This window comes from Streptococcus sp. 79 (assembly GCF_013277425.1).
GTDB lineage: Bacteria > Bacillota > Bacilli > Lactobacillales > Streptococcaceae > Streptococcus > Streptococcus pseudopneumoniae.
This window is the reverse complement of the sequence record NZ_VMMW01000017.1, coordinates 30,411-55,622: the sequence shown is the minus strand read 5'-3', so window position 1 is coordinate 55,622 and position 25,212 is coordinate 30,411. Positions and strand designations below refer to the sequence as shown.

21 protein-coding genes, 4 tRNA genes and 2 pseudogenes are annotated in these 25,212 nt (G+C 35.3%); 9 read left to right on the top strand and 18 right to left on the bottom strand.

The features are described 5' to 3' along the window. Positions 1 to 177: 177 nt before the first annotated feature. Positions 178 to 249: transfer RNA gene (locus HT729_RS04355), tRNA-Glu, on the bottom strand. A gap of 98 nt (positions 250 to 347) precedes the next feature. On the opposite strand from HT729_RS04355, the pseudogene HT729_RS04350 reads away from it, so the two are divergent. Beyond that, a pseudogene (locus HT729_RS04350) lies at positions 348 to 1,243 on the top strand (ISNCY family transposase); the annotation flags it as partial. A 296-nt stretch (positions 1,244 to 1,539) separates the two neighbouring features. On the opposite strand, the gene HT729_RS04345 reads toward HT729_RS04350, so the two are convergent. The 16 genes from HT729_RS04345 to HT729_RS04275 form a co-directional block, all read right to left on the bottom strand. Next, on the bottom strand, positions 1,540 to 2,019 hold the full coding sequence (locus tag HT729_RS04345; protein ID WP_000588858.1) for a sigma-70 family RNA polymerase sigma factor: 480 nt from the start codon (positions 2,017 to 2,019) through the stop codon (positions 1,540 to 1,542). A 119-nt stretch (positions 2,020 to 2,138) separates the two neighbouring features. Then, positions 2,139 to 4,097, bottom strand: coding sequence for an ATP-dependent zinc metalloprotease FtsH (gene ftsH / locus HT729_RS04340; protein WP_000744568.1), 1,959 nt, complete (start codon positions 4,095 to 4,097; stop codon positions 2,139 to 2,141). A 15-nt stretch (positions 4,098 to 4,112) separates the two neighbouring features. Next, positions 4,113 to 4,655, bottom strand: coding sequence for a hypoxanthine phosphoribosyltransferase (hpt, locus tag HT729_RS04335; protein ID WP_000892175.1), 543 nt, complete (start codon positions 4,653 to 4,655; stop codon positions 4,113 to 4,115). 4 nt (positions 4,656 to 4,659) lie between these two features. Continuing rightward, on the bottom strand, positions 4,660 to 5,937 hold the full coding sequence (gene tilS / locus HT729_RS04330) for a tRNA lysidine(34) synthetase TilS (RefSeq protein ID WP_054388171.1): 1,278 nt from the start codon (positions 5,935 to 5,937) through the stop codon (positions 4,660 to 4,662). Beyond that, positions 5,934 to 7,202 carry a serine hydrolase gene (locus HT729_RS04325; protein ID WP_172931714.1) on the bottom strand — a complete coding sequence of 423 codons (1,269 nt, stop codon included), beginning with the start codon at positions 7,200 to 7,202 and terminating at the stop codon, positions 5,934 to 5,936. The genes tilS and HT729_RS04325 overlap by 4 nt, the downstream gene beginning before the upstream one ends. After that, complete coding sequence (locus HT729_RS12375) at positions 7,195 to 7,317, bottom strand: SP_0009 family protein (RefSeq protein ID WP_000429334.1); 123 nt, start codon at positions 7,315 to 7,317, stop codon at positions 7,195 to 7,197. Before HT729_RS12375 ends, HT729_RS04325 begins: the two co-directional genes overlap by 8 nt. Before the next feature lie 4 nt (positions 7,318 to 7,321). After that, the gene (locus tag HT729_RS04320; RefSeq protein WP_000041903.1) at positions 7,322 to 7,690 is read right to left on the bottom strand and encodes a septum formation initiator family protein; all 369 of its coding nucleotides are present in this window, start codon (positions 7,688 to 7,690) and stop codon (positions 7,322 to 7,324) included. Beyond that, entirely contained in the window at positions 7,683 to 7,949 is a 267-nt protein-coding gene (locus HT729_RS04315) for an RNA-binding S4 domain-containing protein (RefSeq protein WP_001234978.1), read from the bottom strand. The genes HT729_RS04320 and HT729_RS04315 overlap by 8 nt, the downstream gene beginning before the upstream one ends. Positions 7,950 to 8,006: 57 nt before the next feature. Then, a complete protein-coding gene (gene mfd / locus HT729_RS04310; RefSeq protein ID WP_023936245.1) occupies positions 8,007 to 11,516 on the bottom strand; it encodes a transcription-repair coupling factor in 3,510 nt (1,169 codons plus the stop codon). Further along, positions 11,517 to 12,086 carry an aminoacyl-tRNA hydrolase gene (gene pth / locus HT729_RS04305; RefSeq protein WP_000163917.1) on the bottom strand — a complete coding sequence of 190 codons (570 nt, stop codon included), beginning with the start codon at positions 12,084 to 12,086 and terminating at the stop codon, positions 11,517 to 11,519. 71 nt (positions 12,087 to 12,157) lie between these two features. Next, positions 12,158 to 13,273 carry a redox-regulated ATPase YchF gene (gene ychF, locus HT729_RS04300; protein ID WP_001218715.1) on the bottom strand — a complete coding sequence of 372 codons (1,116 nt, stop codon included), beginning with the start codon at positions 13,271 to 13,273 and terminating at the stop codon, positions 12,158 to 12,160. Between the two features lie 83 nt (positions 13,274 to 13,356). Further along, complete coding sequence (locus HT729_RS04295) at positions 13,357 to 13,551, bottom strand: DUF951 family protein (protein WP_000285186.1); 195 nt, start codon at positions 13,549 to 13,551, stop codon at positions 13,357 to 13,359. A gap of 64 nt (positions 13,552 to 13,615) precedes the next feature. Further along, positions 13,616 to 14,752 carry a DNA polymerase III subunit beta gene (gene dnaN / locus HT729_RS04290; protein WP_023940601.1) on the bottom strand — a complete coding sequence of 379 codons (1,137 nt, stop codon included), beginning with the start codon at positions 14,750 to 14,752 and terminating at the stop codon, positions 13,616 to 13,618. A 158-nt stretch (positions 14,753 to 14,910) separates the two neighbouring features. After that, positions 14,911 to 16,272, bottom strand: coding sequence for a chromosomal replication initiator protein DnaA (gene dnaA, locus HT729_RS04285; protein WP_023936251.1), 1,362 nt, complete (start codon positions 16,270 to 16,272; stop codon positions 14,911 to 14,913). A 212-nt stretch (positions 16,273 to 16,484) separates the two neighbouring features. After that, positions 16,485 to 17,243 carry a ParB/RepB/Spo0J family partition protein gene (locus tag HT729_RS04280; RefSeq protein ID WP_000410378.1) on the bottom strand — a complete coding sequence of 253 codons (759 nt, stop codon included), beginning with the start codon at positions 17,241 to 17,243 and terminating at the stop codon, positions 16,485 to 16,487. A gap of 57 nt (positions 17,244 to 17,300) precedes the next feature. Further along, complete coding sequence (locus HT729_RS04275; RefSeq protein WP_000681604.1) at positions 17,301 to 18,482, bottom strand: S1C family serine protease; 1,182 nt, start codon at positions 18,480 to 18,482, stop codon at positions 17,301 to 17,303. 182 nt (positions 18,483 to 18,664) lie between these two features. Here HT729_RS04275 and rlmH point away from each other — a divergent pair, with 182 nt between their 5' ends. The 7 genes from rlmH (at position 18,665) to HT729_RS04240 (ending at position 21,845) form a co-directional block, all read left to right on the top strand. After that, a complete protein-coding gene (gene rlmH / locus HT729_RS04270; RefSeq protein WP_000695932.1) occupies positions 18,665 to 19,144 on the top strand; it encodes a 23S rRNA (pseudouridine(1915)-N(3))-methyltransferase RlmH in 480 nt (159 codons plus the stop codon). Between the two features lie 40 nt (positions 19,145 to 19,184). Further along, positions 19,185 to 19,258: transfer RNA gene (locus HT729_RS04265), tRNA-Arg, on the top strand. Between the two features lie 164 nt (positions 19,259 to 19,422). Continuing rightward, on the top strand, positions 19,423 to 19,548 hold the full coding sequence (comC, locus tag HT729_RS04260; RefSeq protein ID WP_000799687.1) for a competence-stimulating peptide ComC: 126 nt from the start codon (positions 19,423 to 19,425) through the stop codon (positions 19,546 to 19,548). Between the two features lie 20 nt (positions 19,549 to 19,568). Then, on the top strand, positions 19,569 to 20,894 hold the full coding sequence (gene comD / locus HT729_RS04255) for a competence system sensor histidine kinase ComD (RefSeq protein ID WP_001048117.1): 1,326 nt from the start codon (positions 19,569 to 19,571) through the stop codon (positions 20,892 to 20,894). Next, a complete protein-coding gene (comE, locus tag HT729_RS04250; protein WP_000866065.1) occupies positions 20,891 to 21,643 on the top strand; it encodes a competence system response regulator transcription factor ComE in 753 nt (250 codons plus the stop codon). Before comD ends, comE begins: the two co-directional genes overlap by 4 nt. 51 nt (positions 21,644 to 21,694) lie before the next feature. Then, positions 21,695 to 21,766: transfer RNA gene (locus tag HT729_RS04245), tRNA-Glu, on the top strand. 5 nt (positions 21,767 to 21,771) lie between these two features. Next, a tRNA-Asn gene (locus HT729_RS04240) sits at positions 21,772 to 21,845 on the top strand. Positions 21,846 to 21,885: 40 nt separating this feature from the next. On the opposite strand, the gene HT729_RS04235 is transcribed toward HT729_RS04240, so the two are convergent. Next, positions 21,886 to 22,428: a TetR-like C-terminal domain-containing protein gene (locus tag HT729_RS04235; RefSeq protein WP_119919413.1), complete on the bottom strand. Its 543-nt coding sequence runs from the start codon at positions 22,426 to 22,428 to the stop codon at positions 21,886 to 21,888. A gap of 127 nt (positions 22,429 to 22,555) precedes the next feature. Here HT729_RS04235 and HT729_RS04230 point away from each other — a divergent pair. Continuing rightward, positions 22,556 to 25,198 (top strand): annotated as a pseudogene (locus tag HT729_RS04230) (YhgE/Pip domain-containing protein). Positions 25,199 to 25,212: the final 14 nt, after the last annotated feature.

The window sequence follows — 25,212 nt, the reverse complement described above, 5'->3', positions numbered from 1 at the left end:
ACAGTTTTTGTAGTGCCCTGCACATTGGTTCGTTTTTTTCAGTTTTAAAAGGTCTTTGTCACTCGCTTCCCTCAAGCGACAACTATATTAGTATATCACAGTCGCTTTCGCTTGTCAACACTTTTTTGAAACTTTTTTAATCTTTTTTTTACCAAGTGTTCCTACCGCAACATACCATAGTCCGTACGGGATTCGAACCCGTGTTACCGCCGTGAAAAGGCGGTGTCTTAACCCCTTGACCAACGGACCAGAGTTGTTATTTTCAACTCTTACTATTATACCGACTTTTTCAGACTTGTCAACACCTTTTTCTAATTTTTTTTAAACTTTTTACAATTTTTTGGCGAGAAGTCATCTAAATGGAGGCTAGCCCTCATGCCTGGTTTGGAGCAGAAACCTCTAACTTACACCTAGCCATTGATGATGCTTCTGGCAATATCCTAGGCGCTTATTTTGATAAACAAGAGACCTTGAATGCTTACTATCATGTCCTCGAACAAATTTTAGACAACCACGGCATTCCCCTTCAAATCAAAACAGATAAAAGAACAGTCTTTACCTATCAAATCTCCAACTCTAAGAAAATGGAGGACGATACCCATACACAATTCGGATACGCCTGTCACCAACTGGGGATTCTCCTTGAGACAACCGCTATCCCTCAAGCTAAAGGGAGAGTCGAAAGACTCAATCAGGCACTACAATCTCGCCTGCCTATTGAACTGGAACGAAACAATATTCATACCTTGGAAGAAGCCAATACTTTCCTTCTTTCCTACATTCAAACCTTTAATGAACAGTTTGGAAACAAGACAAAACTCTCTGTCTTTGAGGAGGCTCCTAAGCCCTCTGAACGAAATCTCATTCTGGCTAGACTGGCGGAGAGAGTCGTCGATAGTGGACACCATATCCGATTCCAAAATCGTTGCTATATCCCTGTTGAACAAGGAAAAGAAGTCTACTTCAGCAGAAAGACGAAAGCATTCGTTATAAAAGAAGTTGACGGTGACATCTACCTCAATATCGCTGACAAGATCTATCACACAAAGGAGCTACTAGTTCATGAACTCTATTCGAAAAACTTTGAATCAGAACCAGAACAAAAAAAGAAAGACGCAAGTATGTCCCTCCACAAACCCATCCGTGGAAACTCACATCTTTCAAACAATATCTTCAGAAAAATAAAAAGGATTATGAAGAGTTTACTAGTGAGGAGCTTCATTCTCCTCAGCTACAAGTATAATCTATTTCTCGCTAAATGGGAAGCTGTTCCTTAAAGGAAATCACTCTATCCCTTACATTTAGGAGAGAGAAAGTAAGGAGTCTAAGACAAGCATTTCATTTGATAAGAGGCTTGGAGTTGTGAGGCTAGAGAGCCAAGGCTAAGACTAGCCTTGGTTTAGCTGAAAAAACAGCTTCAAGGGTTCCTCGTGTCAAATGAAAGCAAAATAATTGCCCTCAATCTCACCATTTTTTGGGGCATCATCACTTTCGATTGACACACCTTTTCCTATTTTTTTCATTTTTTTGCATTGCTTCTTACCGGCTACGGATGTCAAACTCTTTAAACACAATACGTAAGTCTCTTAACACTCTTTGACGCCCTCGGAATCGTTCATTTCTTAAAATGCGTTCTAGCTCTTCTTGTTTCTCTTTACTTTGTTTGTTTCTATAATCTCTTAGTGTTTCATAAAAGAGATAATAGTCATCTATCCACAGACCTCCCTCACTTATACGATGACTAATCTCACCTACTTCTTCATATGGTTCTTTATTATATCTTCGTTTGTAGCTTTCTTGTTTACGGATATAGTCTAGAATTCGATTCCGAAACTTAGTCTTAAAATATTTCCTTAAACGAGAGATATCTTCTACTAATCCTTCTTCTTTACTAATCAATTCATATAGACATATCATTCCCTCTTGGTCCCAATCCGACAATTCCCATAAATGAAGGTAATATTCATTTCTACACTTATACACAGTCCCTTGGACTTCTTCATACAATTCTTTAATCATAATTTTCCCCTTTCTAGATACAGTCTAACAGATTAGAAACACTTTTGGTACATTTCATCCATTCTGCACCCTTTAGCTCCTCAACTGCACAAAAAAGAGAGGTCTTGCCTCTCTTTGGGTTATTTTTCATCATTCATTTTTGACTTTACTTCATCATAAGATAATGCATGAGATTCCTCTTCTACTGCTTCAGGCATCTTTCCTGTTTCATAGAGAGATTTAATTTGTGTACTATCCAATGTTTCGTATTTCAATAGTGCTTCTGCAATCAACTTGTGAGTTTCACGATTTGACTGAATAATTTCAGCAGCTTTATTTCGTGCTTCATTCAATAATAAACGAACCTCTTCGTCAATTTCATAAGCTGTTTGTTCTGAAATTGATTTTTGAGGACTCTGTGCACCAAACATAGCATGATTTCCTTCATATTGTACTGGGCCAAGTTTTTCACTCATACCGTACTCTGTAACCATTGCACGCGCCATTTGTGTCGCCTGTTCAAAGTCGTTTGAAGCTCCTGTAGTTTGGACATTAAAGATAATTTCTTCAGCTACACGTCCACCCATTAAGCCAGCCAATTGCTCTTTCATATCTTCTTTAGATAGAAGCATTTGATCTTCTTTAGGAAGTGCAATCATGTATCCGCCTGCACGGCCTCTTGGTACAATTGTAACCTTATGAACAACGCGGGCATTCGATAAGACTAGGCCAACAATGGTATGTCCTGCCTCATGGTAGGCAACCAATTCACGTTCTTTTTGTGAAACTGTCTTATCTTTCTTAGAAGGTCCAGCAATCACTCTATCTTCTGCTTCATCAATATCTGAAGCATCAATTATCGATTTATTGCGACGAGCAGCAACCAAGGCTGCTTCATTCAAGACATTCTCTAAATCAGCACCAACAAAGCCTGGAGTTTGTTGAGCCACTAATTTCAAATCAACATCTTCTGCTAAAGGCTTGTTCTTAGCATGAACTTTCAAGATTGCTTCACGACCTTTAACATCAGGGCGACCAACCAATACTTTTCTATCAAAACGTCCTGGACGTAAAAGGGCAGGGTCTAGTACATCTGAACGGTTTGTCGCAGCAATGACGATAATCCCTTCATTTCCCTCAAAACCATCCATCTCAATCAAGAGTTGGTTCAAGGTTTGCTCACGTTCATCATTTCCTCCACCGAGGCCGACACCACGTTGGCGACCAACAGCATCAATTTCATCGATAAAGATGATAGCTGGCGCTGCTTTTTTGGCATCTTCAAAAAGAGAACGAACACGACTAGCTCCAACTCCGACAAACATTTCTACAAAATCAGAACCTGAGATACTCAAGAATGGAACACCTGCTTCTCCGGCGACTGCTTTAGCAAGCAAAGTTTTACCTGTTCCCGGAGGTCCCTCCAGAAGGACACCTGCTGGAATACGAGCCCCAAGTTTTGTAAATCGTTTTGGATCTTTTAAGAATTCAACAACTTCAACTAGTTCTTGTTTTTCTTCCTCAGCTCCAGCAACATCTGAAAATCTTACTTTAATATCTTCTTTATTTGCAGCTTTAGCCTTACTACGTCCAAAACTCATTGGATTACGGCCATTTCCTCCTCCCATATTTCCCATCATAGAGAATAGGAAGAAGAATAGAATTCCAAATGGCACAATGGATACGAGTAGATTAATCCACATACCACTTGAACTTTCATGCTTAACAGTTACTTCTGCTTTATGGTCAGTAGCAAGTTTTTGCAATTCTGATACGGTAGTATCTGCAGGAAGAATAGTGCTGGTAAATTTCTCTACCTTAGTAACAGATGGCGTGAAAAACTGAATGCCTGTTTCTTCTCTACTTGTTTTAGGATTTTTATAAACACCCGAAACTTCGATAACACTGCCATTTGGTTGGTAGGTTAATTCTTTTACATTGTCATCGGTAATTTCTTTTACCAATTCTGTATAATTAATTTGCTCACTTTTCCCTGCAACACTACCTGTACTAAAATACTGGTAAGCTGTAACTAGGAAAAAAATAAGTAATAACCATAGAAATGGATTTTTAATTAAACCATTATTTTGTTTTTTCATTAAAAATTATTCTTTCTAATTTGAATACACTTCTTCTTTCAATACTCCAACATAAGGAAGATTACGATAATTTTCTTTGTAGTCTAAACCATAACCTACTACAAACTCATTTGGGATAGTAAAGCAGGTATAGTCTGCCTCAATTTCTACAACACGTCCTTCTGGTTTATCCAACAAGGTTGCAATCTTAACAGAAGCTGCTTCTCTTGCAATAAACATATCTCGCAAATTCTTCAAAGTTTGACCTGTATCAATGATATCTTCTACAAATAGAACATGTCTTCCTTTGATATCTTGAGTCACATCTTGTTTAATATTGATAACACCACTACTTGCTGTTCCACCATGGTAGCTAGAAACCATCATGAAGTCCATTTCAATATGTGTATCAATATGTTTAACCAATTCAGCCATAAAAGGAATAGATCCTTTTAAAATCCCGACTAAGATTGGATTTTTTCCTGCATAGTCTTTAGTGAGTTGAGCACCTAATTTTTTAGCAGCTTCTGTAATTTCATCGTGTGAAACGAGAATTTTTTTAATATCGTTTTCTAACATTTTTTTACCTATCTATTTTTTCTATATAAAGTACAGTGTTCATTATATCATTTTTCGTGTTTTTACTCAAATTACTGGTCGCAATTCCCAAAATTGAGACAATTTCACCAAATTGCTCAATAATCAGAGCAGATTTTCGCTTTTCCATAGGGATTTTCAAATCAATAAATAAACGTCTGAGTTTTTTTCTATGCCCATTTTGAATCAAAACATCTCCTGTTTTTCGATGACGAATGTGTATGGATGTTTCACGTGAAACAGGTATTTGTTGAATTGATTCACCTTCTAATGGAAGTCCAAAAGAAAATAAATATCCTTGATAAGCTACCTGATTTTGATAGTGTAACACAAGTTCATCTTCCTTTTCATCAGCCTGCGGACTGATTTTACAAATCTGAAACTGTTGGTACTCTTTTATCAATTCATAGCCATTTTTAATCGGATGACGATACTGGCTTTTAGATTTTAAAATCTGCTGAACTTCAGCAAACTGAGCTTTTGTAAGATTCAAATCTGGAAAACGATTCAGATAAGTTTGAAGTAAAACTCTTTGTGTAGACTCAGAGTAAGAAAATAACTGCTGTAAATCTTCCACATTAATATTGTTAGATAATTCAGCTATTGCCAAATCATAATCTAAAATTTCATTGCCAATGCCTAAGATTGCATCCCTAAATCGAGGATTTTCTTTTTCCAATTCTGGTAAGTAAGAGTTTCGAATACGATTTCGAAAATAATGATTCTCCTGATTTGATGTATCTTCAAAGTGAAAAATTGATGGAAAGTCTTTTTTCTGAAAATGCAAGAAGGGACGAATGATTTCTATCTCTCCGACTACTTGCTTCTCCTTAATTCCTGATAGATAGCGCAAGCGAGTACCTCGAATCAAGCGCATCAAAATCGTTTCCACCTGGTCATCCGCATGGTGGGCAGTGACTAAGGCTGTCGCACCTGTCTTTTTCATGACCTCTTGAAAAAAATCATAGCGAAAATTTCGTGCACGCGCTTCTGAAAATTCTCCTGAAAAATTGCTGACATAAATAGGAAGTCCAGATTCAGCAGCCAACTTCCTTAATTCCTGTTCTTCCCAATCTGATTCAATTCTCTGCTTATGATTCACATGAGCCAGAATCAATTCAATCTCTAACTCTTTTTGATAAGTAAACAATACCTTAAATAGAAACATAGAATCTAATCCACCAGAAAGAGCTAGCACCACCTTAGTATGCTTTTTAAAATATCCTCTCTTGAGAAAATGATTTAAAAAATCTTGTTCTCTCATTTTAGAACCTCATAAACATCCTTGGCTATCTGAGAAATCGTATCATAATCAGAATTCTTAGTGAAAATAGAAAGAATAAATGGAAAATCTGCGTAGATAACACCCGTATCATGCTTAAATTCGTCCGCATCCCCAATTTTATGAGCTACCTTCACAGAAACACCTTTGGCAATTCGCTGATTATCAAAATCTGTTTTAGTCAAAGACTCTAGCACAAATCCATTTTGATTATAAATAGCTTCCATGACCTTCCCGGCCATCTTGGAAGAAATCAATTTTTCTTTTGGATTCCAATCATCTCCCATAATGGCAGACATCTTGGATTTGAATGTGGCATCAGATTGGTTTGAAATGTAATAACCCAATAGATTATGAGCTACATTATCAGATTCTTTAGATACTTTTGTGATTAAGTCCTTGAGAGAATACTCTTTATTATCCTCTTTTTTAGGAAGACTACCACTTCCCTCTGGTTTATAAGAACCTGGAAAATCATTGACTGCAGATACGTATTTTACAGTCGTATCTAACTGATAAAGACCATCATTTATTTTTTCTTGCGCATAATAGAGATAAGGGAGTTTCAAAACGCTAGCTGCATACATCTTTTCATCTTGATTGATACCTGCTTCTTTTCCAGTAGTCAGTTGCTTAACATAAATAGAGAATGAATCCTTCTGATATTTTTCCGATAACATTTCTTGGACTTTACTCATCCGATTATCTTCTTCAGAAGTTGATTCTTTAGCTACCCATCCAGCCTGATCAATATGTAGAAATTCTCTTCCTTCTACAAACATGGTTTTGTCGATTGATACTTGCGAATAAGCTGATAAGGATGATTTCACTTCTTTTAAATCATAAGGGCTATTATACAGTTTAAAGTCAGATTCTAACCATACTTTTTTTATTGTTGAAGTTACCTCTGACTGATCATATAAAAATCGTTTGTCCGCAGCTATAAATTGATGATTTGATAGCTTAAATACCGGAATTCCTTGTTTATTTAAGCGCCACTCGGTTATTTGAAAACTTGTTTTAGGAGTCAATTTTCCAGATTCCACTACTAAATCTTCATTCGCATAGACAGGAACTTCTCCATAAACCATAGGAGAACTTAGCTTTTCTCTAAAATAAATACCAAAGTCAGATTGTGAAAGGTAATAAATTTCTTTCGAAGTATAGACGACTTCTTTTTCTGTGCTAACGACTTTTGAGATGGTCAAAAAACTCGGTAGCAACAAAATAATTAAGAATTTACGCATTCTTCCTTTCCTTTTCTTCTTGTAAACGCAATAATTGATTTTTATCAGCCAATTCTTCCAGCTTTTCATCTGATAAACTCAAAAATTGCTCAATTACATCTAATAAATTTTCCATTTTATCACCTTTGAAGCAAGTCAGGAATCGTATAAACTATTTCCCTCGACTTAGAATAATAGTACTTCGCTCGTGTATATTTGGCAGCATAATCCTCATCTTTCAACTTGGTAGCAAATGCTGTCTCCTTATCCTTTTCATCACTCAAGGTTTGATACTGAGTTTGCAAGTCTGCTAATTGCTGACGTCTTTGGAGTAATTGCTGATAGCTCTGCGCTAAATTAAAAGTTGGCAAGATAAATAATAGCATAATCAAAATCAATACCCACCCCATAAAACGATTCCGTTTTTGTCGTTCTTTCATCAGGTAGCGACGACGTTGGTGTTCATTTTGAATAAAAGAATTATTCAATTGTACAATATTTTTAGACATTTTCTTCTACCCGTGTTTCACTGATAATTTCATACATGCCTGCTGCATCTTCTTTTTTTGTACTATCTTTCATCTCCAGTACTTTTACAAGTAGCAACTTATTGCCAAAGCGAATTTCAACTTGGTCATTAACTTTCAAATCCGTTGAACTTTTGGCCAAGATTCCATTAACCTTAATTCTGCCTTTATCTGCTACTTCCTTTGCGACTGTACGACGCTTGATAATTCGTGATACTTTTAAATATTTGTCTAATCTCATCCTTATTACCTCAACTTATTATTGTACCATTTTTATCTACTTTATAGAAGAAAAATATCAAATGGAATTTTCTTTCTTAGACTCTTTTATCTCTAATAAACTTTCTCCAAAAATCAGCAGACCTTCTAAAATTTCATAATCTTTCTTATTTCGGACATCAAATACAAGCTCCATTGATCCCTTATTCTCAGCGATGCCTGCTTTTAAGTTCGTTGCGGATAAAGATTTAAAATAATCTTGAGCTAAAAACAGTCGTTGAGTGACTTTTTCAAATTGAATTGTAATTTTATTATCTTTTCTTTCCACACGTTGAACAAAGACCTTGTCCAAATATGACTTGACTAAACCAATCTCTAAAAGATAAGCAACTACATCTGGGTATTCTCCAAAACGGTCTATCAACTCCTCTTGTAACTCTTCATAATTGACACGGCTGTCAATTTGACGAATTTTCTTGTAAATTTCAATCTTATGTCGTTGGTCAGAAATATAAGTATCAGGAAGATAGGCATCAATTTGCAAAATCAACTCAGCATTCCCTTTGGTTCTTGTGTTAGCGTTAGCATTACCGTTTCGTTTAGCAATAGCTTCCTCTAGTAACTGTGAATACAATTCAAAACCAACAGAATCAATGAAACCAGACTGGGATTTTCCTAGGAGATTCCCTGCTCCACGAATCGAAAGATCTCGCATAGCAATCTTAAATCCAGAGCCCAATTCTGTAAATCCTTTGATTGCCTCTAATCTCTTTTCAGAGACTTCACTGATTGATTTTTCTGGACGATACATGAGATAGGCATAAGCAATACGATTACTACGACCGACTCTTCCTCTTAACTGATACAAGGTTGACAAACCCATATGGTCCGCATTTTCAATAAACAAAGTATTGGCATTTGGAATGTCCACCCCTGTCTCAATAATGGTAGTCGTCACCAAGATATCGTATTGTCCCTCAATAAAGTCTAGTAGAGTATTTTCCAACTGGATTTCACTCATTCTACCATGAACATAACCAATCGAAGCCTCTGGAATCAACTCCTGTAATTCTGAAACCTTCTGGTCAATCGTGTCAACTTTGTTGTAAAGGTAGTAAACTTGACCTCCACGCTCCATTTCACGCAAAACAGCATCACGAATGACACTATCATTCTTTTCCAAAACATATGTCTGAACAGGATAACGATTAGTCGGCGGAGTTTCAATAACAGACAAATCTCTGATTCCCAACATAGACATATGGAGGGTACGAGGGATTGGAGTAGCGGTCAAAGTTAGGACATCCACTTGTTTCTTCAACTCTTTCAAGGTTTCCTTGTGCTTGACACCAAATCGTTGTTCTTCATCAATAATCATCAAGCCCAAATCAGCAAACACAACATCTTTTGACAAAACACGATGGGTTCCAATCAAAATATCAACTTGACCGTTTTTTAATTTTTCAAGTGTTTCAGTCTGCTCTTTTTTACTTCTAAAGCGACTCAATACATCAATATTAACTGCAAAATTTTGGAATCGTTCCTTAAAATTTGTATAGTGCTGTTGCGCTAAAACCGTCGTCGGAACTAAGACGACAGCCTGTTTGTGATCATTGACTGCCTTAAAGGCTGCACGCATAGCAACTTCAGTCTTTCCAAAACCAACATCCCCAACTAAAAGTCTATCCATTGGCTGAGAAGCCTGCATATCTCTCTTGATTTCCTCAATACTACGAAGTTGATCATCCGTTTCAACATAAGGGAAAGCATCATCAAAGGCATCTTGATCTTCATTATCAGCTGAAAAAGCAAAACCCTTCAACTGGTTACGTTCAGAGTAGAGTTTAATTAAATCGTCAGCTATATCCTCTACCTGGTTCTTAACCTTTTGCTTGGCCTTTTTAAAATGACCGTCATTTAATTTATTGAGCTTTGGAGCTTTCCCATCACTTGAAACATATTTAGACAGTAGATGAATCTGTTCTACTGGGATAGAGATTTGATCCCCGTTTTGGTATTGAACACTAACATAATCACGGTGAATCCCCTTGATTTCAATTGTTTCAATTCCTAGATATTGACCAATCCCATGAATATGGTGAACAACGTAATCTCCTTTTTCAAGTTCATTGTAATCTTTTAATCTCTCTGCGTTTGAAACATGCTGTCTTCGAAAACGACGTTTCAATTTCTTTTGAAAAATCTCATGTTCAGTTATCAATAAAATCTTTTCATCTACAAAATGAAAACCATGTCTTAGGTTACTCTCAATTAAGTTTACAGATTGTTGATAGATTCTTGACTTATCTCTGGAATCCAATTTAATCTGATATTCCTCTAACATATCCTCCAATGTTTTACTTCCCATTGAATTGCTAGATTGCAGGATAATAGTGTAATCCATTTTTTTGTATCGTTCAATTTCTTCTTTTAAAAAAGAAAATTGATTGAAAAACTCCTGCATAGGATATTGATTAAATTGATAAATTTGGTCAAACTTGAGATTTCCTAGTCCCTTTTGAAGATTAGAGAAAAAAGTCACCGGACTTTGTTTTTTATAGATTTGTTCAATATCAGCAAAATACTGCATATCAGAAAATGCTTTACTATTCTGTAATTCTTCTGTAAAGTACTGCGCTAATTCTCTTTCAAAGACTTCATACTGATTCATCAATTTTTGATAATCATCAAAGAATATTGGTATGTTTTTTTCAATATAATCAAATACAGTCCATGTCTTATCATAGCATAAAGATAAAAATTTCCGTGAATCAGAATGCATTTGTTTTTGGTGAAAACTTGAAAGAATTTCTTCTAAGTATGATTTTAAAATAGGTGATAACGTTTTTGAAATCTGTTTTTCTAAAGCTGACTGACCTCGTTGATAATCATTTTCTCTCAAAAGTATGTCGCTAGCTGGAAAGATTGTGAGTTCTGTCTTATTTTCTTTCGATAATTGTGTTTCTACTTCAAATGACCTGATACCATCAATTTCATCACCAAAAAACTCAATTCGGCAAGGTTCTAACTGGGATATTTCAAAAATATCTAAAATATCTCCTCGCAGACTAAATTCGCCTTGAGTTTGTACTTGTGTAACTTTTCGATAGCCAATTTCCTTTAACTGATGGATAAGCGCGTGTTGATCATATTCTTCACCAAGTGAGATTTTTACAATACTATCTTTGAATACATTGGGAGACGGTAAAATCAATCGACTTGCTGCGATATTACAAACTAAAATCCCTCTCTTAGATGAATCAGTCAAAAAACGCAAGGCTTCAACCCGTGAAATGATTTTTTCTTGTGAAGACATCAAAAACTCCACCATAGGAGTATCATCTACCAAAAATGGATAGACAAGTTCCTCACCCAAGATAGATAGAAGATCACTAACAAGTCCTTCTGCTTCTCCATAAGTTGACGTCAACAATACAATCTTATCTTCTTTTTCTAAACTGCTTGCAATTGCAAGAGACTTAGTAGACGTTGATAAACCAAGTATCAGTTGTCTTTTCTTATCTGTTAAATTTTGATGCCATTTTTTGATCTGATTATTTTCTGAGAATAAATCTAATAAGGTCACCATTTATCCATTATACCTCTGCATTGTTTTCTCAAAATTTTTCTCTTGTAAATAGTAGTTTACAGAATCGTCAACCTTGTCAATAGACTGTAAAATACCGATATAATCATCCCTGTCAAAGGTACTCAAAACATGGTGAACAACTGACATACCATTTTTAGGTCTCCCAATTCCAATCTTAACACGGTTAAAGACCTGAGTTCCAATATGTTGAATAATAGACTTAATACCATTGTGACCACCTGCTGAGCCCTTTGCTCTTAAACGAATCTTTCCAACTTCCATGTCAAGGTCATCGTAAATGATAAGTAAATCTTCAATATCCAAACCATAGTAAGTCAATAAAGCATGAACTGCTTTTCCACTTTCATTCATAAAGGTCGTTGGTTTAACCAGATAAATTTTTTCTCCATTGAAGAAAAAGGATGCTAGGTCTGCTTGAAATATCTTATCGTGTGTAAAAGTGACATTTTGTTTTTTCGCTAGTTGGTCAATCAACATGAAACCAACATTGTGTTTTGTTTCAAAATATTTATCCCCTGGATTTCCCAAGCCTACAAGTAATTTGGTCATTTATTTTTCCTTTCAAAAGCCAAAAGGGTTGGAATTTTTTTCCAACCTAATTGACACCATTTATTAATTTTTTAGACATTAAAGCGGAATTCCATGATATCGCCATCTTGAACGATATATTCTTTTCCTTCTTCACGCAAGCGTCCAGCTTCTTTTACGGCCTTTTCAGATCCGTATTTCACTAAATCCTCATATGACATGGTTACTGCACGAATAAATCCTTTTTCAAAGTCTGAGTGGATAATCCCAGCTGCTTGAGGAGCCTTCATACTACGTTTGAAAGTCCAAGCGCGAACTTCTTTTTCACCAGCTGTGAAGTAAGTTCCCAATCCAAGCAAGTGGTAAGCTGCACGCGTCAACTTATCTACACCTGATTCTGTCAAACCAATGGCTTCAAGAAACTCTTTTTTATCTTCATCGTCCAATTCAGAAATTTCTTCCTCAGCACGCGCAGAAATGACGACTACTTCAGCATTTTCTGTCGCTGCAAATTCACGAATTTGTTTGACATAGTTGATAGAGTCAGGTTCTGAAACCACATCCTCGTCAACATTAGCAACATAGAGCACTGGTTTAGTCGTCAAAAGGAAAAGACCTTTTACAACCTTTTGTTCCTCATCTGTAAATTCAATAGTTCGAGCTGATTTCCCATCTTCAAGGACTGGTTTAATCTTTTGAAGAACATTAAACTCAGCTACTGATTCTTTATCTTTTTGCGTACGTGCCATCTTTTCTACACGCGCATATCGTTTGTTCACCGATTCTAAGTCAGCAAGAATCAATTCTAGGTTAATGGTGTCAATATCGGCAAGTGGATCTACAAAGGCGTCTTCACGTCCTTGCTCGCGCATCACATTTTCATCATCAAAAGCACGAACTACGTGAACAATCGCATCTACTTCACGAATATTGGCCAAGAATTTATTCCCTAGCCCTTCTCCTTTTGAAGCTCCTTTTACAATCCCTGCAATATCTGTAAATTCAAATGTTGTTGGCACTGTCTTTTTAGGAGTAATCATTTCAGTTAGTTTTTGTAGGCGTTCATCTGGAACTTCAACCATTCCAACGTTTGGATCAATCGTCGCAAATGGGTAGTTTGCTGCCTCTGCTCCTGCTTTTGTAATTGCATTAAATAGTGTTGATTTACCAACGTTTGGCAAACCAACGATACCTGCTGTCAAAGCCATATTTCTCATTCTCCGTTTTCATTTCAATCCCTAATATTATAACACAAAAAGGGAAAACTTGCTAACCCTCTAACTAAGGGTTCTCAGTCAATAATTTTATTCATTTTTCGATCAAAATCATAGCGTCCCATCATGACAACATGGTCACAATTACTGCATTTGATTTTGATATCTGCTCCTACACGTGTAATTTCCCAACGATTAGCTTTTTTTCCTGTTGACTTGATGGTGCAAGCATGTGGTTTTTTCATTTCAACAAAATTTCCAACTTGATACATACTATTCTCCTTTTCTTTTTCGATTATATCATAAAAGAGGCGAGCTAAGCTCAACCTCTTTCACTTAATTTGTACGAACTGGTGTAATGAGCTGCATGAAGTCTTCGTCAGTATCTGCTGGCACAAGAGTAAATGGACGAACAGCTGAGATAAAGCTAATGGTAACCTTTTCGCTATTTAAAGCTTTAAGAGAATCAATTAAGTAAGTTGGGTTGAAACTAATGGTCAAATCTTCACCAGTAACCTGATCAGTATCGATTTCTTCGTTTACTTTACCAACTTCTGGAGAGTGAACATGGGCGCTAACAATACCACCTTTAATTTCAAGTTTCACAGTACCATTTTGAGTCGCACTTGATAAAAGACGAGCACGCTCCATTGACTGGCGTAAGTTTACCACATCAAAAGTAATAGTAGTGTTAAAGTCTGTTGGAATCAAGCGATCTGTATCAGGATAGTTTCCTTCTAGGAGACGAGTATAGAAGCTAATATTTTCGCTTCTAAAGAGGATTTGGTTATTGGCAAAGAAAATCTCTACAGTTTCGATATCATCTGTAAATACCACTGAAAATTCGCGTAGAGAACGGCTAGGAATCACGACATCAAAATCATCACTATTTTTCTCAAGCATTAATTTTTTCTGGCTTAGACGATGAGAGTCTGTTGCCACTGTTTTTAGCTCCTTATGCTGACTCAATACAAAATGAACACCTGTTAAAATTGGACGACTTTCTTGTGTACTTGCAGCAAAAGCTGTTTCATTGATAATTTTCTTGAGCAATTTTGTTTCAAGAACCAAAGGAGTGCTTGCTGAAATTTCTTGGATTCGTGGATACTGTTCACTATCTTTTCCTTTTAAGGTAATTTCTGATTTGCCGCTGGTTAAAACAATTTGATTTTGTTCAATTTCTTTAAAATCAAGAGTTACATCAGGTAGGCTAGATACCACATTGATAAAGAAAGAAGCTTCAAGAAGGATCGAACCTAAAGAAGTAATTAATAGACCAGCATCTTCATTTTTTTGAGAAATAAAATTTTCAATTGAAATTTGACCATTTGAACCAATTAAAGTAACACCTTCATTGGTCACGTCAATTTTGACAGTTGATAAAATAGGAATGGCATTTTTAGAACTAATAGCTCTTTTAGTTGTATTTAAGGCTTGTAGAAATAAATTTTTATTAATTGAAAAATGAATCATGGATTCTCCTTTATTTATTTTTAGTATTAGAAGGATAATAGTAATAATAGAGTCTGTGAAATCTGTGGAAAACAGACTTTAAACAAGTCATATCAAGTTTTTTGGCTTGTTTAAAAAATGTGGATAAAAAAGATAATAAAGTAAAAGTTATCCACAACTTATTTGATTTTCTTTTTGATTGATTCAATTTCTAAGCGTAAATTATCGTCTTCATCAATCAAAGATTTAATTTTAGCATGGGCATGAATAACTGTTGTATGATCTTTTCCACCAAATTCCTTCCCAATTTTTGGAAGACTATTATCTGTTAGTTCTCTAGATAAATACATGGCTACTTGACGGGCTAACACAATGTTTTGAAGGCGTCTGCTTCCCTTCATTTCTTTGACACTAACTCCATAGAAGTTACCAACTTCATTTTGGATTTTGTCAATTGGGATGACGAGCATTTGGCTAACATCTTGTTTTCGAGCTCTAATAGCTTCTGCAGCAATATCAATAGTGATATCCTTGATATTTTTTACTCTGGCAATTAAAGTGATGTCGTTTATGGCTCCCTCAAGATCTCGAACATTTGAATCAAATTGCCCAGCTAGGTATTCTAGAGTATCACTTTGGAAATTGTAGCCTAAATGTTCCGTTTTACTTTGTAAAATGGCAATGCGTGTTTCAAAGTCAGGGGGTGTGATAGTTTGTGTCAATCCCCAACTAAAGCGCGTGACAAGCCTCTCCTCGAGCCCTTCTAAATGTTTTGGACTACGATCACTGGTTAGGACAATCTGTTTTTGCTTGTCATGAAGGGCGTTAAAGGTATTGAAAAATTCTTCCTGAGTTGCGACTTTTTTTCCGCTGAGTGACTGGATATCATCGATTAACAAAAGATCAAGACTACGATAGGTTTTTTTAAATTTTTCCATTTCCCCAAGTCTTAGGTGATCAAGAAAGTCATTAATAAAGCTTTCAGCAGGTATGTATTTGACACGTGCATTTGGAATATTTTTTAGAATTTCATTTCCAATAGCGTTTAATAAGTGAGTCTTACCAAGGCCTGGTCCTCCATAGATAAAAAGAGGGTTATAGGTCAGAGCCAAATCTTCAGAGACAGCTAAAGCGGCTGATACAGCCCAAACATTTCCATCCCCTTGAATAAAGTTATCAAAGGTATACTTTTCTTTTAATCCCGTATCTGAATAAGGAATAGATACTAACTTTGGACTATAGTCATAAAGAGTTAAATTTGTAGCTTCTTCAACTTGTGAGCTAGTCGTATCTTGAGGTTTGGTGAAAATATAGTGGGGAGTTATTTCAGCGTCATAAATTTCAAAACCAGCTACTACAATAATATCTTTTAGTTGTTTTTCCCAGACCATTTCCATTTCAGAGCGAGGTAGAAATATAGTGGCAACATTTTCCTCTACCTTGATGAGTTCAGCTTGAATAGCATAGAAATCATACATGGATCGAGTCAGTCTTTCTTGTGCAAATTCTAATATACGATTCCAAAATTGTTTTTCTTTCAATCTTTTCTCCTCCTTTACTATTTAAAAGTTTAATACTAGAGATATTTTACCATAGATAGCAAGAATTTTCCACAAGCTGTGAAAAATAATCCACAATGTTACCAAACTTTATCCACAGGTTGGGGATAAAAGAAAAAATTATTGATTTATTAAGCTTTTTATCGAAAAACATAGTGGATAACCTTGTGAGATAAAAAAATAAAAGAACAGCCTTATTTCAGGCTGTTGATAATTCTACTATATTCTTCTTGATTTGAAAAAGAAATAATGATTTTTCCACTGTCTTTTTTAGATAGTTTAATTTCTACATCTAATCCGAGTAGTTTTCTTAACTGTTTTTCTTCATTTTGTATGAAATGATTCGTTTTTTGCTGTTTCTTTTGTTTTTTCTCTGTCAGAAGAGCTTCTAACTTCCTTACAGAAATATCTTCTTCTATAATCCGTTGAAAGAAATAGTCTTGTTGTTCCTTATTTAACCCAACTAGGGAACGCGCATGGGCTTGTGATAGTTTGCCATTTTCTACTTCTGAGAGAATCTGTTCTGGCAAGGAAAGTAAACGAATGGAGTTGCTGATATATGGACGAGACTTGCCCATTTTATCTGCAATTTCAGCATGGGTGAATCCTTTCTCTACGAGAGATTCATAGGCGCGTGCTTCTTCTATTGGGTTTAAATTTTCTCTCTGTAAATTTTCAATAATGGACTGAACCATCATCTCTTGGTCTGAAATCTGTTTAACAACAGCTGGGATAGACCGTAGACCAGCTAAAAGTGAAGCCCGATAGCGTCTCTCTCCTGCAAGGATTTCATAACCAATAACAGGAGATTGACGAACAATAATCGGTTGAATGACCCCATTTTCTTTGATAGACTGTGCTAGTTCATCTAGTTTTTCTCTATCAAATTCTTTTCGGGGTTGATAGGGATTTTTTTGTATATCTGTGATAGAAATCATCTCAAATTTTTCCATGATTCTACACTAACACATCTTTTCTCTTATGTAAAGCTTTCTTTACATAGATGTCAATTAAGATTCTAAATCACCTGAACTCTTGTCAAGTTTAATAGATGTAGTTTCTTCTTTACCGTTGCGATAGTAAGTGATCTTAATGGTGTCTCCGATAGAATGATTGTAAAGAGCACTTTGTAAGTCTGTTGATGAAGCAATCTCTTTGTCATCTACTTTTGTAATTACATCGTATTTTTCAAGGTGACCATTGGCAGGCATATTACTTTGTATCGAACGAACAACTACACCAGATGTAACATTACTTGGAATATTGAGTCTTCTGATGTCGCTTGTACTCACATTAGATAAATTAACCATCTGGATTCCCAAAGCTGGACGCGTCACTTTTCCGTTTTTTTCTAACTGTTCAATAATATTGATAGCATCATTTGCAGGGATTGCAAAACCAAGACCTTCTACAGATGTTCCTCCATTTGTGGCAATTTTACTTGAGGTAATTCCGATAACCTGTCCTTGGATATTGATCAGTGGGCCACCAGAGTTACCTGGATTAATAGCAGTATCAGTTTGGATGGCTTTTGTAGAAATGGCTTGTCCATCTTCAGATTTTAAAGATACATTTCGATTAAGACTAGATACGATACCTTGAGTGACAGTATTTGCATATTCAGAACCTAACGGACTACCAATGGCAATAGCAGTTTCTCCTACGGTTAACTTGCTAGAATCACCAAACTCAGCTACTGTTGTCACTTTTTCTGAAGAGATTTTGACGACAGCAATATCAGAGAAAGTATCCGCTCCGACAATTTCTCCAGGTACTTTAGTCCCATCTGATAATCGAATATCTACTTTGCTAGCGCCATTTATAACGTGATTGTTGGTGACGATGTAAGCTTCTTTATCATTCTTTTTATAAATAACGCCAGATCCCTCACTAGAGATTTGCTGAGAATCTGTATCAGTCTCATCATTGCCAAATACGCTATTTTGTCTATTTGCTGAATAAGTAATAACGGATACAACGGCATCTTTTACTTTATTAACAGCCTGTGTTGTTGAATTTTCGTTCTTATAGGCAGTTTGTGTAATAGTACTATTGTTGTTAGAGTTGTTTACACTACTTTTTTGAGTTAGTTGAGTTATTGAAAAACTACCCAAGGCTCCACTAAAAAAGCTAATGACGATAACGACTAATAATTGAAACCATTTTTTGTAAAATGTTTTTAGATGTTTCATATTTGCCTCCATATGTTTGAATTACTGAAAGTATAAACTGACTAGCTTAATTATAACTTAAACACAAAAGTTTTACACAAACTGTGGATAACTCTTTTGAAGCTGTGATTTTCTTAATTGAAATCTATTTTTTATTTTGTGAATAAGATGTGAAAAAATAGAGAATATGTTAGAATAGAGTCATGAAAATTAAAGTTGTAACAGTTGGGAAACTGAAAGAAAAGTATTTAAAAGATGGTATCGCAGAGTATTCAAAACGAATTTCTAGATTTGCTAAGTTTGAAATGATTGAGTTATCAGATGAAAAAACACCAGATAAGGCCAGTGAATCAGAAAATCAAAAGATTTTAGAAATAGAAGGTCAGAGAATTTTATCAAAAGTTGCTGACCGTGATTTTGTTATTGCATTAGCTATTGAAGGGAAAATGTTCTCTTCAGAAGAATTTAGTAAGCAGTTAGAAGAAGCTTCTATAAAAGGATTTTCTACTCTTACCTTTATTATTGGGGGAAGTTTAGGATTGTCATCAGCTGTAAAAAATAGAGCCAATCTTTCTGTCAGTTTTGGTCGCCTAACCTTGCCCCATCAGTTAATGAGACTAGTTCTTGTTGAACAAATCTATCGCGCTTTTACGATTCAGCAGGGATCACCCTATCATAAATAAATTGACTTTTAATTGAATTTTTGGTAGAATAATTGTGTTAGGTCTCATAGCTCAGCTGGATAGAGCATTCGCCTTCTAAGCGAACGGTCGCAGGTTCGAATCCTGCTGGGATCAATATAATAGCAAAGCTGGGAATTTTCCCGGCTTTTTTCTTAAAAAAGTACACTTTGGGAGAAAAAAATGACAGTTGAGAGAATTTTATCTAAAACGAAATTCCATTTTGTATAATGGTTTTTGTAAGTTAGCTTACAAGAAAAAACATTTTAGGAGATTTTATTATGAAAAACACAGTTAAATTGGAACAGTTTGTAGCCTTGAAGGAAAAAGACTTGCAAAAGATTAAAGGTGGGGAAATGAGACTTCCAAAAATCCTCCGTGATTTTATTTTCCCAAGAAAAAAGTAATAAAATAAGGGGAAAGAGTAATGAATTTATTTGGATTTGGGACAGTTATTGGTCATTTTTTAATTATTAGTCACAGTTACCGTTTAATTTGTAAAGGTCAAATAAAATCAAAGGAACTATATTTTTTTGGTCTCTATACATTACTAGTAGAAGCAGTACTTGAACTTTCCTTTTATCTTCTATATTTAGATGAAATAGTGATTGAAAGATTTTTATTTCCTTTGGGCCTATATTCCTATTTTCGATGGATTAAACAGTATGAGAGGGATAGAGGACTATTCCTAAGTTTACTACTATCTCTTTTATATGAGAGCACTCATAACTTTCTGTCCGTAACTTTCTCTTCTATAACAGGAGACAATTTTGTTTCACAATATCATGCCCCATTCTTTTTCGTTGTAACGGTGTTGACCTATTTTGTTGTCTTAAAAATCATTCATTATTTCCATTTGGAACTAGCCTATTTTGACAAAGACTACCTCTATCCTTTCTTGAAAAAAGTATTTTTTGCCTTACTACTGCTCCATATTGTATCTTTCGTTTCAGATATGGTAAGTACGGTTAAACATTTGAATAGTTTTGGAAGTATTTTGTCATCTATTGTTTTTATCTCGTTACTTTTGACCTTCTTTGCAATGAATTCGCATAAAGAACAAATGGAAAAAGAGATTGCTTTGAAGCAGAAGAAATTTGAACAGAAACATTTACAAAACTATACAGACGAAATTGTCGGACTGTATAATGAAATCCGTGGTTTTCGACATGACTATGCTGGAATGCTTGTCAGCATGCAGATGGCAATTGACAGTGGTGATTTACAAGAAATTGACAGAGTTTACAATGAAGTTTTGGTCAAAGCTAATCACAAACTGCGTTCAGATAAGTACACTTACTTTGATTTGAACAACATAGAAGATTCAGCTTTACGAAGTTTGGTTGCTCAGTCCATTGTCTATGCTCGAAATAATGGTGTAGAGTTTACACTGGAAGTAAAAGATACGATTACCAAGCTCCCAATTGAACTATTGGATTTGGTTCGTATTATGAGTGTTTTATTGAACAATGCTGTCGAAGGATCGGCTGATAGTTATAAAAAGCAGATGGAAGTAGCAGTTATTAAGATGGAAACTGAAACAGTGATTGTGATTCAGAATTCATGTAAAATGACGATGACTCCTTCAGGAAATCTATTTGCCTTAGGATTCTCCACTAAGGGAAGAAATCGCGGAGTCGGATTAAATAATGTGAAGGAACTACTAGATAAGTACAACAATATTATTTTAGAAACAGAGATGGAAGGCAGTACATTTAGACAAATCATTAGATGTAAGAGGGAATTTGAATGAAAGTTTTAATTTTAGAAGATGTTATTGAACATCAAGTGAGACTAGAGAGAATATTGGATGAAATTTCGAAAGAATCGAATATTCCAATATCATACAAGACAACGGGAAAAGTCCGTGAATTTGAAGAATACATTGAAAACGATGAAGTAAATCAGCTTTATTTCCTAGATATTGATATTCATGGAATTGAGAAAAAGGGATTTGAAGTGGCTCAGCTCATTCGTCATTACAATCCTTACGCTATTATCGTCTTTATCACCAGTCGATCAGAGTTTGCGACTCTAACCTATAAATACCAGGTATCAGCCCTAGATTTTGTTGATAAGGATATCAACGATGAGATGTTTAAGAAGAGAATTGAGCAAAATATCTTTTACACGAAGAGTATGTTACTTGAAAATGAAGATGTGGTGGATTATTTTGACTACAATTACAAGGGAAATGATTTAAAAATCCCTTACCATGATATTTTGTATATTGAAACGACAGGAGTCTCTCATAAATTACGTATTATTGGTAAGAATTTTGCCAAAGAGTTTTACGGTACTATGACAGATATTCAGGAAAAGGACAAACATACTCAGCGATTTTATTCTCCTCATAAGTCATTTTTGGTAAATATAGGCAATATTAGAGAGATTGATCGAAAAAATCTAGAAATTGTTTTCTATGAAGATCATCGTTGTCCTATTTCAAGATTAAAAATTAGAAAATTAAAAGATATTTTAGAGAAAAAATCTCAAAAGTGATTGACAATTAGCAAGAAATTGATATAATGGTTATATCTGCTACAGATAGAAGGTCCGTTGGTCAAGGGGTTAAGACACCGCCTTTTCACGGCGGTAACACGGGTTCGAATCCCGTACGGACTATTTTATCCGCCATAGCTCAGTTGGTAGTAGCGCATGACTGTTAATCATGATGTCGTAGGTTCGAGTCCTACTGGCGGAGTATAGATAAAAGGGAACACAGCTGTGTTCCTCTTTTTGTATCAATTTGTATCACCAAGCATTTTCATAAGGAAGTTTGTTATTTCTTGAGAACTTTCTTTTTTTCCATGTGCAATCCAAGTTTGGCAGACACCAAAAAGTGCATGAGTTAGATAGATGCTACTATATTCTAATTCAGTGGTATTTAGATTCAGTTGCATAAATCGCTTTTGTAAATCTGTACTGAGCATGATATGAAGTTTATTTCGTAAGAAATTTTGGATTTCTTTAGTCCCATTTTCAGAAAGAAGGGCAGCCAGAAGTGGTTCTGACTCTAGATATTCAAAAACTTCTAAAATAGCGTCTCTTTTGTGATGAGCATGTTTTTGAAAAATATATTCAAATGTATGAAATAGCTTGCTTTGATAGTGCTCAATCATATCATACTTATCCTTATAGTGCGTATAGAAGCTGGAACGGCTAATTCTGGCTTTTTCTACTAACTTGACAGTAGAAATTTGATCAAATGGCTGTTCCATCAGTAATTGTACCATAGCATTTTCAATAGTTCGCTTTGTTTTTAAGCGTTTGTTACTTTCTTTCATATTTCCTCCTTATAAACAAATTAGACTATATGTCTAAAAATAGATTTTTTATCTTGTAATTTAGATTTTTTAATGTATAATCTATTATATCAAAATTTTAGACAATATGTTTAAAAAAGGAGAAACTATGTTTAAAGAATGGAAATCAATTTTTAAAAAACCAACCTTTATTATTGTCATGATCGGGATTTCTCTTATTCCAGCTCTGTACAATATCATATTTTTGTCATCAATGTGGGACCCATATGAGCAATTGTCTGACTTACCCGTGGCAGTTGTAAATAATGATAAAGAGGCTTCCTATAATGGTAATACTATGGCAATAGAAAAAGACATGGTGTCCAATTTAAAAGAAAATAAAACCTTGGATTTTCATTTTGTAAATGAAGAGGAAGGAAAGAAGGGATTGGAATATGGCGATTACTATATGGTAGTGACTTTACCAAGTGATTTATCTGAAAAAGCAGCTTCTATTTTAACGGACCATCCAGAGCAAATGCAAATTGATTATCAGACTTCAAGTGGTCATAGCTTTATTGCCAGCAAGATGAGTGATTCTGCTATGACACAATTAAAGCAGAATGTTTCTACCAATGTAACCAAGACCTATACTAAAGCTTTATTTAACAAAATGGTCGATTTAAAGGATGGCATGAGTCAAGCAGTTTCTGGTATTGAAAAATTAACTGATGGAGCGAATCAGTTAGTGACAGGAAGTCAAACATTAACTACTAACCTACACTCTTTAGCAGCTTCAAGTTTAACATTTTCAAATGGAACGGAGCAGTTTACTAAAGGATTATCCTCTTATGTCTCTGGTGTTGAACAACTTCATCTTGGCTTAGGAAATTTTAATAGTGGTTTAGTTACATATACTGGTGCAGTGAGTCAATTAGATAGCGGATTAGGTCAATTAGCTTCTAAAAATCCTGAATTAGTGAGGGGAATTAATCAATTATATATTGGTGTAGAATCTTATACTGGCGGTGTTTATCAGCTCAATACTGGTCTTAATCAATTCTCATCTGGTGTTAGTGCCTATACAAATGGAGTGGGAAGTCTTGCCACAGGTGCTAATCAGTTATCCAATCAATCAGCTACACTTCGAATAGGTGTGGAGCAATTAAGTGAAGGAATTCAACAACTTTCTAGCAAGTTAGATGCTTCGTCCGAGCAAAAAGATCAAATTAATCAATTATCCTCTGGTCTGAATCAGTTAAATCAAGCTATTCAAAATATTGATGTTGGAGATACAAAACAATTAGATTCTGTTTTATCAAGTATAGTATCTCTTTCTAATCAAATGTTAGCAAGTGCTCAGTCTGATAAAGCGACTACATTAGCTAATATTCAATCGACAGGAGCTTATCAATCATTGACAAGTGAGCAACAAGCTGAGATAAGTTCTTCTGTATCTCAAAATTCGACTGATAGTATTCAATCGGCTCAGTCAATAATAGCTTTAGTACAAGGTTTACAGGGAAGTTTGGAAAACTTACAAAATCAATCTTCAAATCTTTCGACATTAAAAAATTAAGCTAATCAAGTATTACCGCTTGCTTCTACTTCTTTGACAGGATTGTCAAGTGGATTAACAGAAATACAGGGAGCAGTGACGAGTAAATTAGTTCCTGCTAGTCAGTCGATTGCATCAGGTGTAAACGCATATACTGCAGGTGTTGATAAAGTTTCTCAAGGTGCAAGTCAACTAAGTGAAAAGAATTCCACCTTGACAGGTAGTTTGGATCAACTAGTTTCAGGCTCAAACACCTTGACACAAAAATCTTCTATCTTGACAGCAGGAGTTAGTCAATTAGTTGAAAAAACTCCAGAATTAGTATCTGGTATTGAAAAATTATCAACTGGCTCTAACCAATTGAATCAAAAGAGTCAAGAATTGATAGCAGGAGTTGATAAATTGCAGTCAGGATCTAGCCGACTAGCTGACAAATCCAGTCAGTTAATTTCAGGTGCTTCTCGATTAGAAAGTGGAGCTAATAAATTGGCAGATGGATCTGGGAAACTTGCAGAAGGTGGAACAAAGTTAACTTCTGGATTGGAAGATTTACAGTCAGGAGTTGCTTCTTTGGGACAAGGATTAGGTAATGCTAGTGATCAACTCAAGTCAGCATCAACAGAATCTAAAAATGCAGAGATTTTGTCAAATCCTCTCAGTCTCTCCAAAACTGACAATGACCAAGTTCCTGTAAATGGAATTGCAATGGCTCCGTATATGATATCAGTTGTTCTTTTTGTTGCAGCAATATCAACGAATATGATCTTTACGAAGTTGCCTTCAGGATGTCATCCGGAGAGCCGTTGGGCTTGGTTGAAATCTCGAGCTGAAATAAATGGTATTATAGCTGTTTTAGCAGGGATTTTGGTATATGGAGGAGTTCATCTTATTGGTCTAACTGCTAATCATGAAATGAAAACATTTATTCTCATCATATTAACAAGTTTAGTATTCATGTCCATGGTGACCTCTTTAACAACATGGAATAGCCGTATAGGAGCTTTCTTTTCTCTTATTTTGCTTTTATTACAGTTAGCATCAAGTGCAGGTACTTACCCACTTGCTTTGACAAATGATTTCTTTAGAGCTATTAATCTCTGTTTACCAATGAGTTATTCAGTTTCGGGATTACGACAAACAATCTCTATGACAGGAAATATTCATTATCAAGTCATTTTCCTTGCTGTCATACTAGCTCTATTTACTGGTTTAGGTATACTAGCCTATCAACCTAAGAAAATGGAAGAAGATTAAAAAAATCGACCGAT

Excerpts from the sequence above, each read along its gene's own strand:
- HT729_RS04345 (WP_000588858.1), bottom strand. The coding sequence starts at position 2,019 with ATGATTAAAGAATTGTATGAAGAAGTCCAAGGGACTGTGTATAAGTGT.
- comC (WP_000799687.1), top strand. The coding sequence starts at position 19,423 with ATGAAAAACACAGTTAAATTGGAACAGTTTGTAGCCTTGAAGGAAAAA.
- ychF (WP_001218715.1), bottom strand. The coding sequence starts at position 13,273 with ATGGCTTTGACAGCAGGTATCGTTGGTTTGCCAAACGTTGGTAAATCA.
- HT729_RS04235 (WP_119919413.1), bottom strand. The coding sequence starts at position 22,428 with ATGAAAGAAAGTAACAAACGCTTAAAAACAAAGCGAACTATTGAAAAT.
- pth (WP_000163917.1), bottom strand. The coding sequence starts at position 12,086 with ATGACCAAATTACTTGTAGGCTTGGGAAATCCAGGGGATAAATATTTT.
- HT729_RS04315 (WP_001234978.1), bottom strand. The coding sequence starts at position 7,949 with ATGAGATTAGACAAATATTTAAAAGTATCACGAATTATCAAGCGTCGT.
- rlmH (WP_000695932.1), top strand. The coding sequence starts at position 18,665 with ATGAAAATTAAAGTTGTAACAGTTGGGAAACTGAAAGAAAAGTATTTA.
- mfd (WP_023936245.1), bottom strand. The coding sequence starts at position 11,516 with ATGGTGACCTTATTAGATTTATTCTCAGAAAATAATCAGATCAAAAAA.
- HT729_RS04295 (WP_000285186.1), bottom strand. The coding sequence starts at position 13,551 with ATGTATCAAGTTGGAAATTTTGTTGAAATGAAAAAACCACATGCTTGC.
- ftsH (WP_000744568.1), bottom strand. The coding sequence starts at position 4,097 with ATGAAAAAACAAAATAATGGTTTAATTAAAAATCCATTTCTATGGTTA.
- HT729_RS12375 (WP_000429334.1), bottom strand. The coding sequence starts at position 7,317 with ATGGAAAATTTATTAGATGTAATTGAGCAATTTTTGAGTTTATCAGAT.
- dnaN (WP_023940601.1), bottom strand. The coding sequence starts at position 14,752 with ATGATTCATTTTTCAATTAATAAAAATTTATTTCTACAAGCCTTAAAT.
- hpt (WP_000892175.1), bottom strand. The coding sequence starts at position 4,655 with ATGTTAGAAAACGATATTAAAAAAATTCTCGTTTCACACGATGAAATT.
- tilS (WP_054388171.1), bottom strand. The coding sequence starts at position 5,937 with ATGAGAGAACAAGATTTTTTAAATCATTTTCTCAAGAGAGGATATTTT.
- HT729_RS04320 (WP_000041903.1), bottom strand. The coding sequence starts at position 7,690 with ATGTCTAAAAATATTGTACAATTGAATAATTCTTTTATTCAAAATGAA.
- HT729_RS04325 (WP_172931714.1), bottom strand. The coding sequence starts at position 7,202 with ATGCGTAAATTCTTAATTATTTTGTTGCTACCGAGTTTTTTGACCATC.
- comD (WP_001048117.1), top strand. The coding sequence starts at position 19,569 with ATGAATTTATTTGGATTTGGGACAGTTATTGGTCATTTTTTAATTATT.
- HT729_RS04280 (WP_000410378.1), bottom strand. The coding sequence starts at position 17,243 with ATGGAAAAATTTGAGATGATTTCTATCACAGATATACAAAAAAATCCC.
- comE (WP_000866065.1), top strand. The coding sequence starts at position 20,891 with ATGAAAGTTTTAATTTTAGAAGATGTTATTGAACATCAAGTGAGACTA.
- HT729_RS04275 (WP_000681604.1), bottom strand. The coding sequence starts at position 18,482 with ATGAAACATCTAAAAACATTTTACAAAAAATGGTTTCAATTATTAGTC.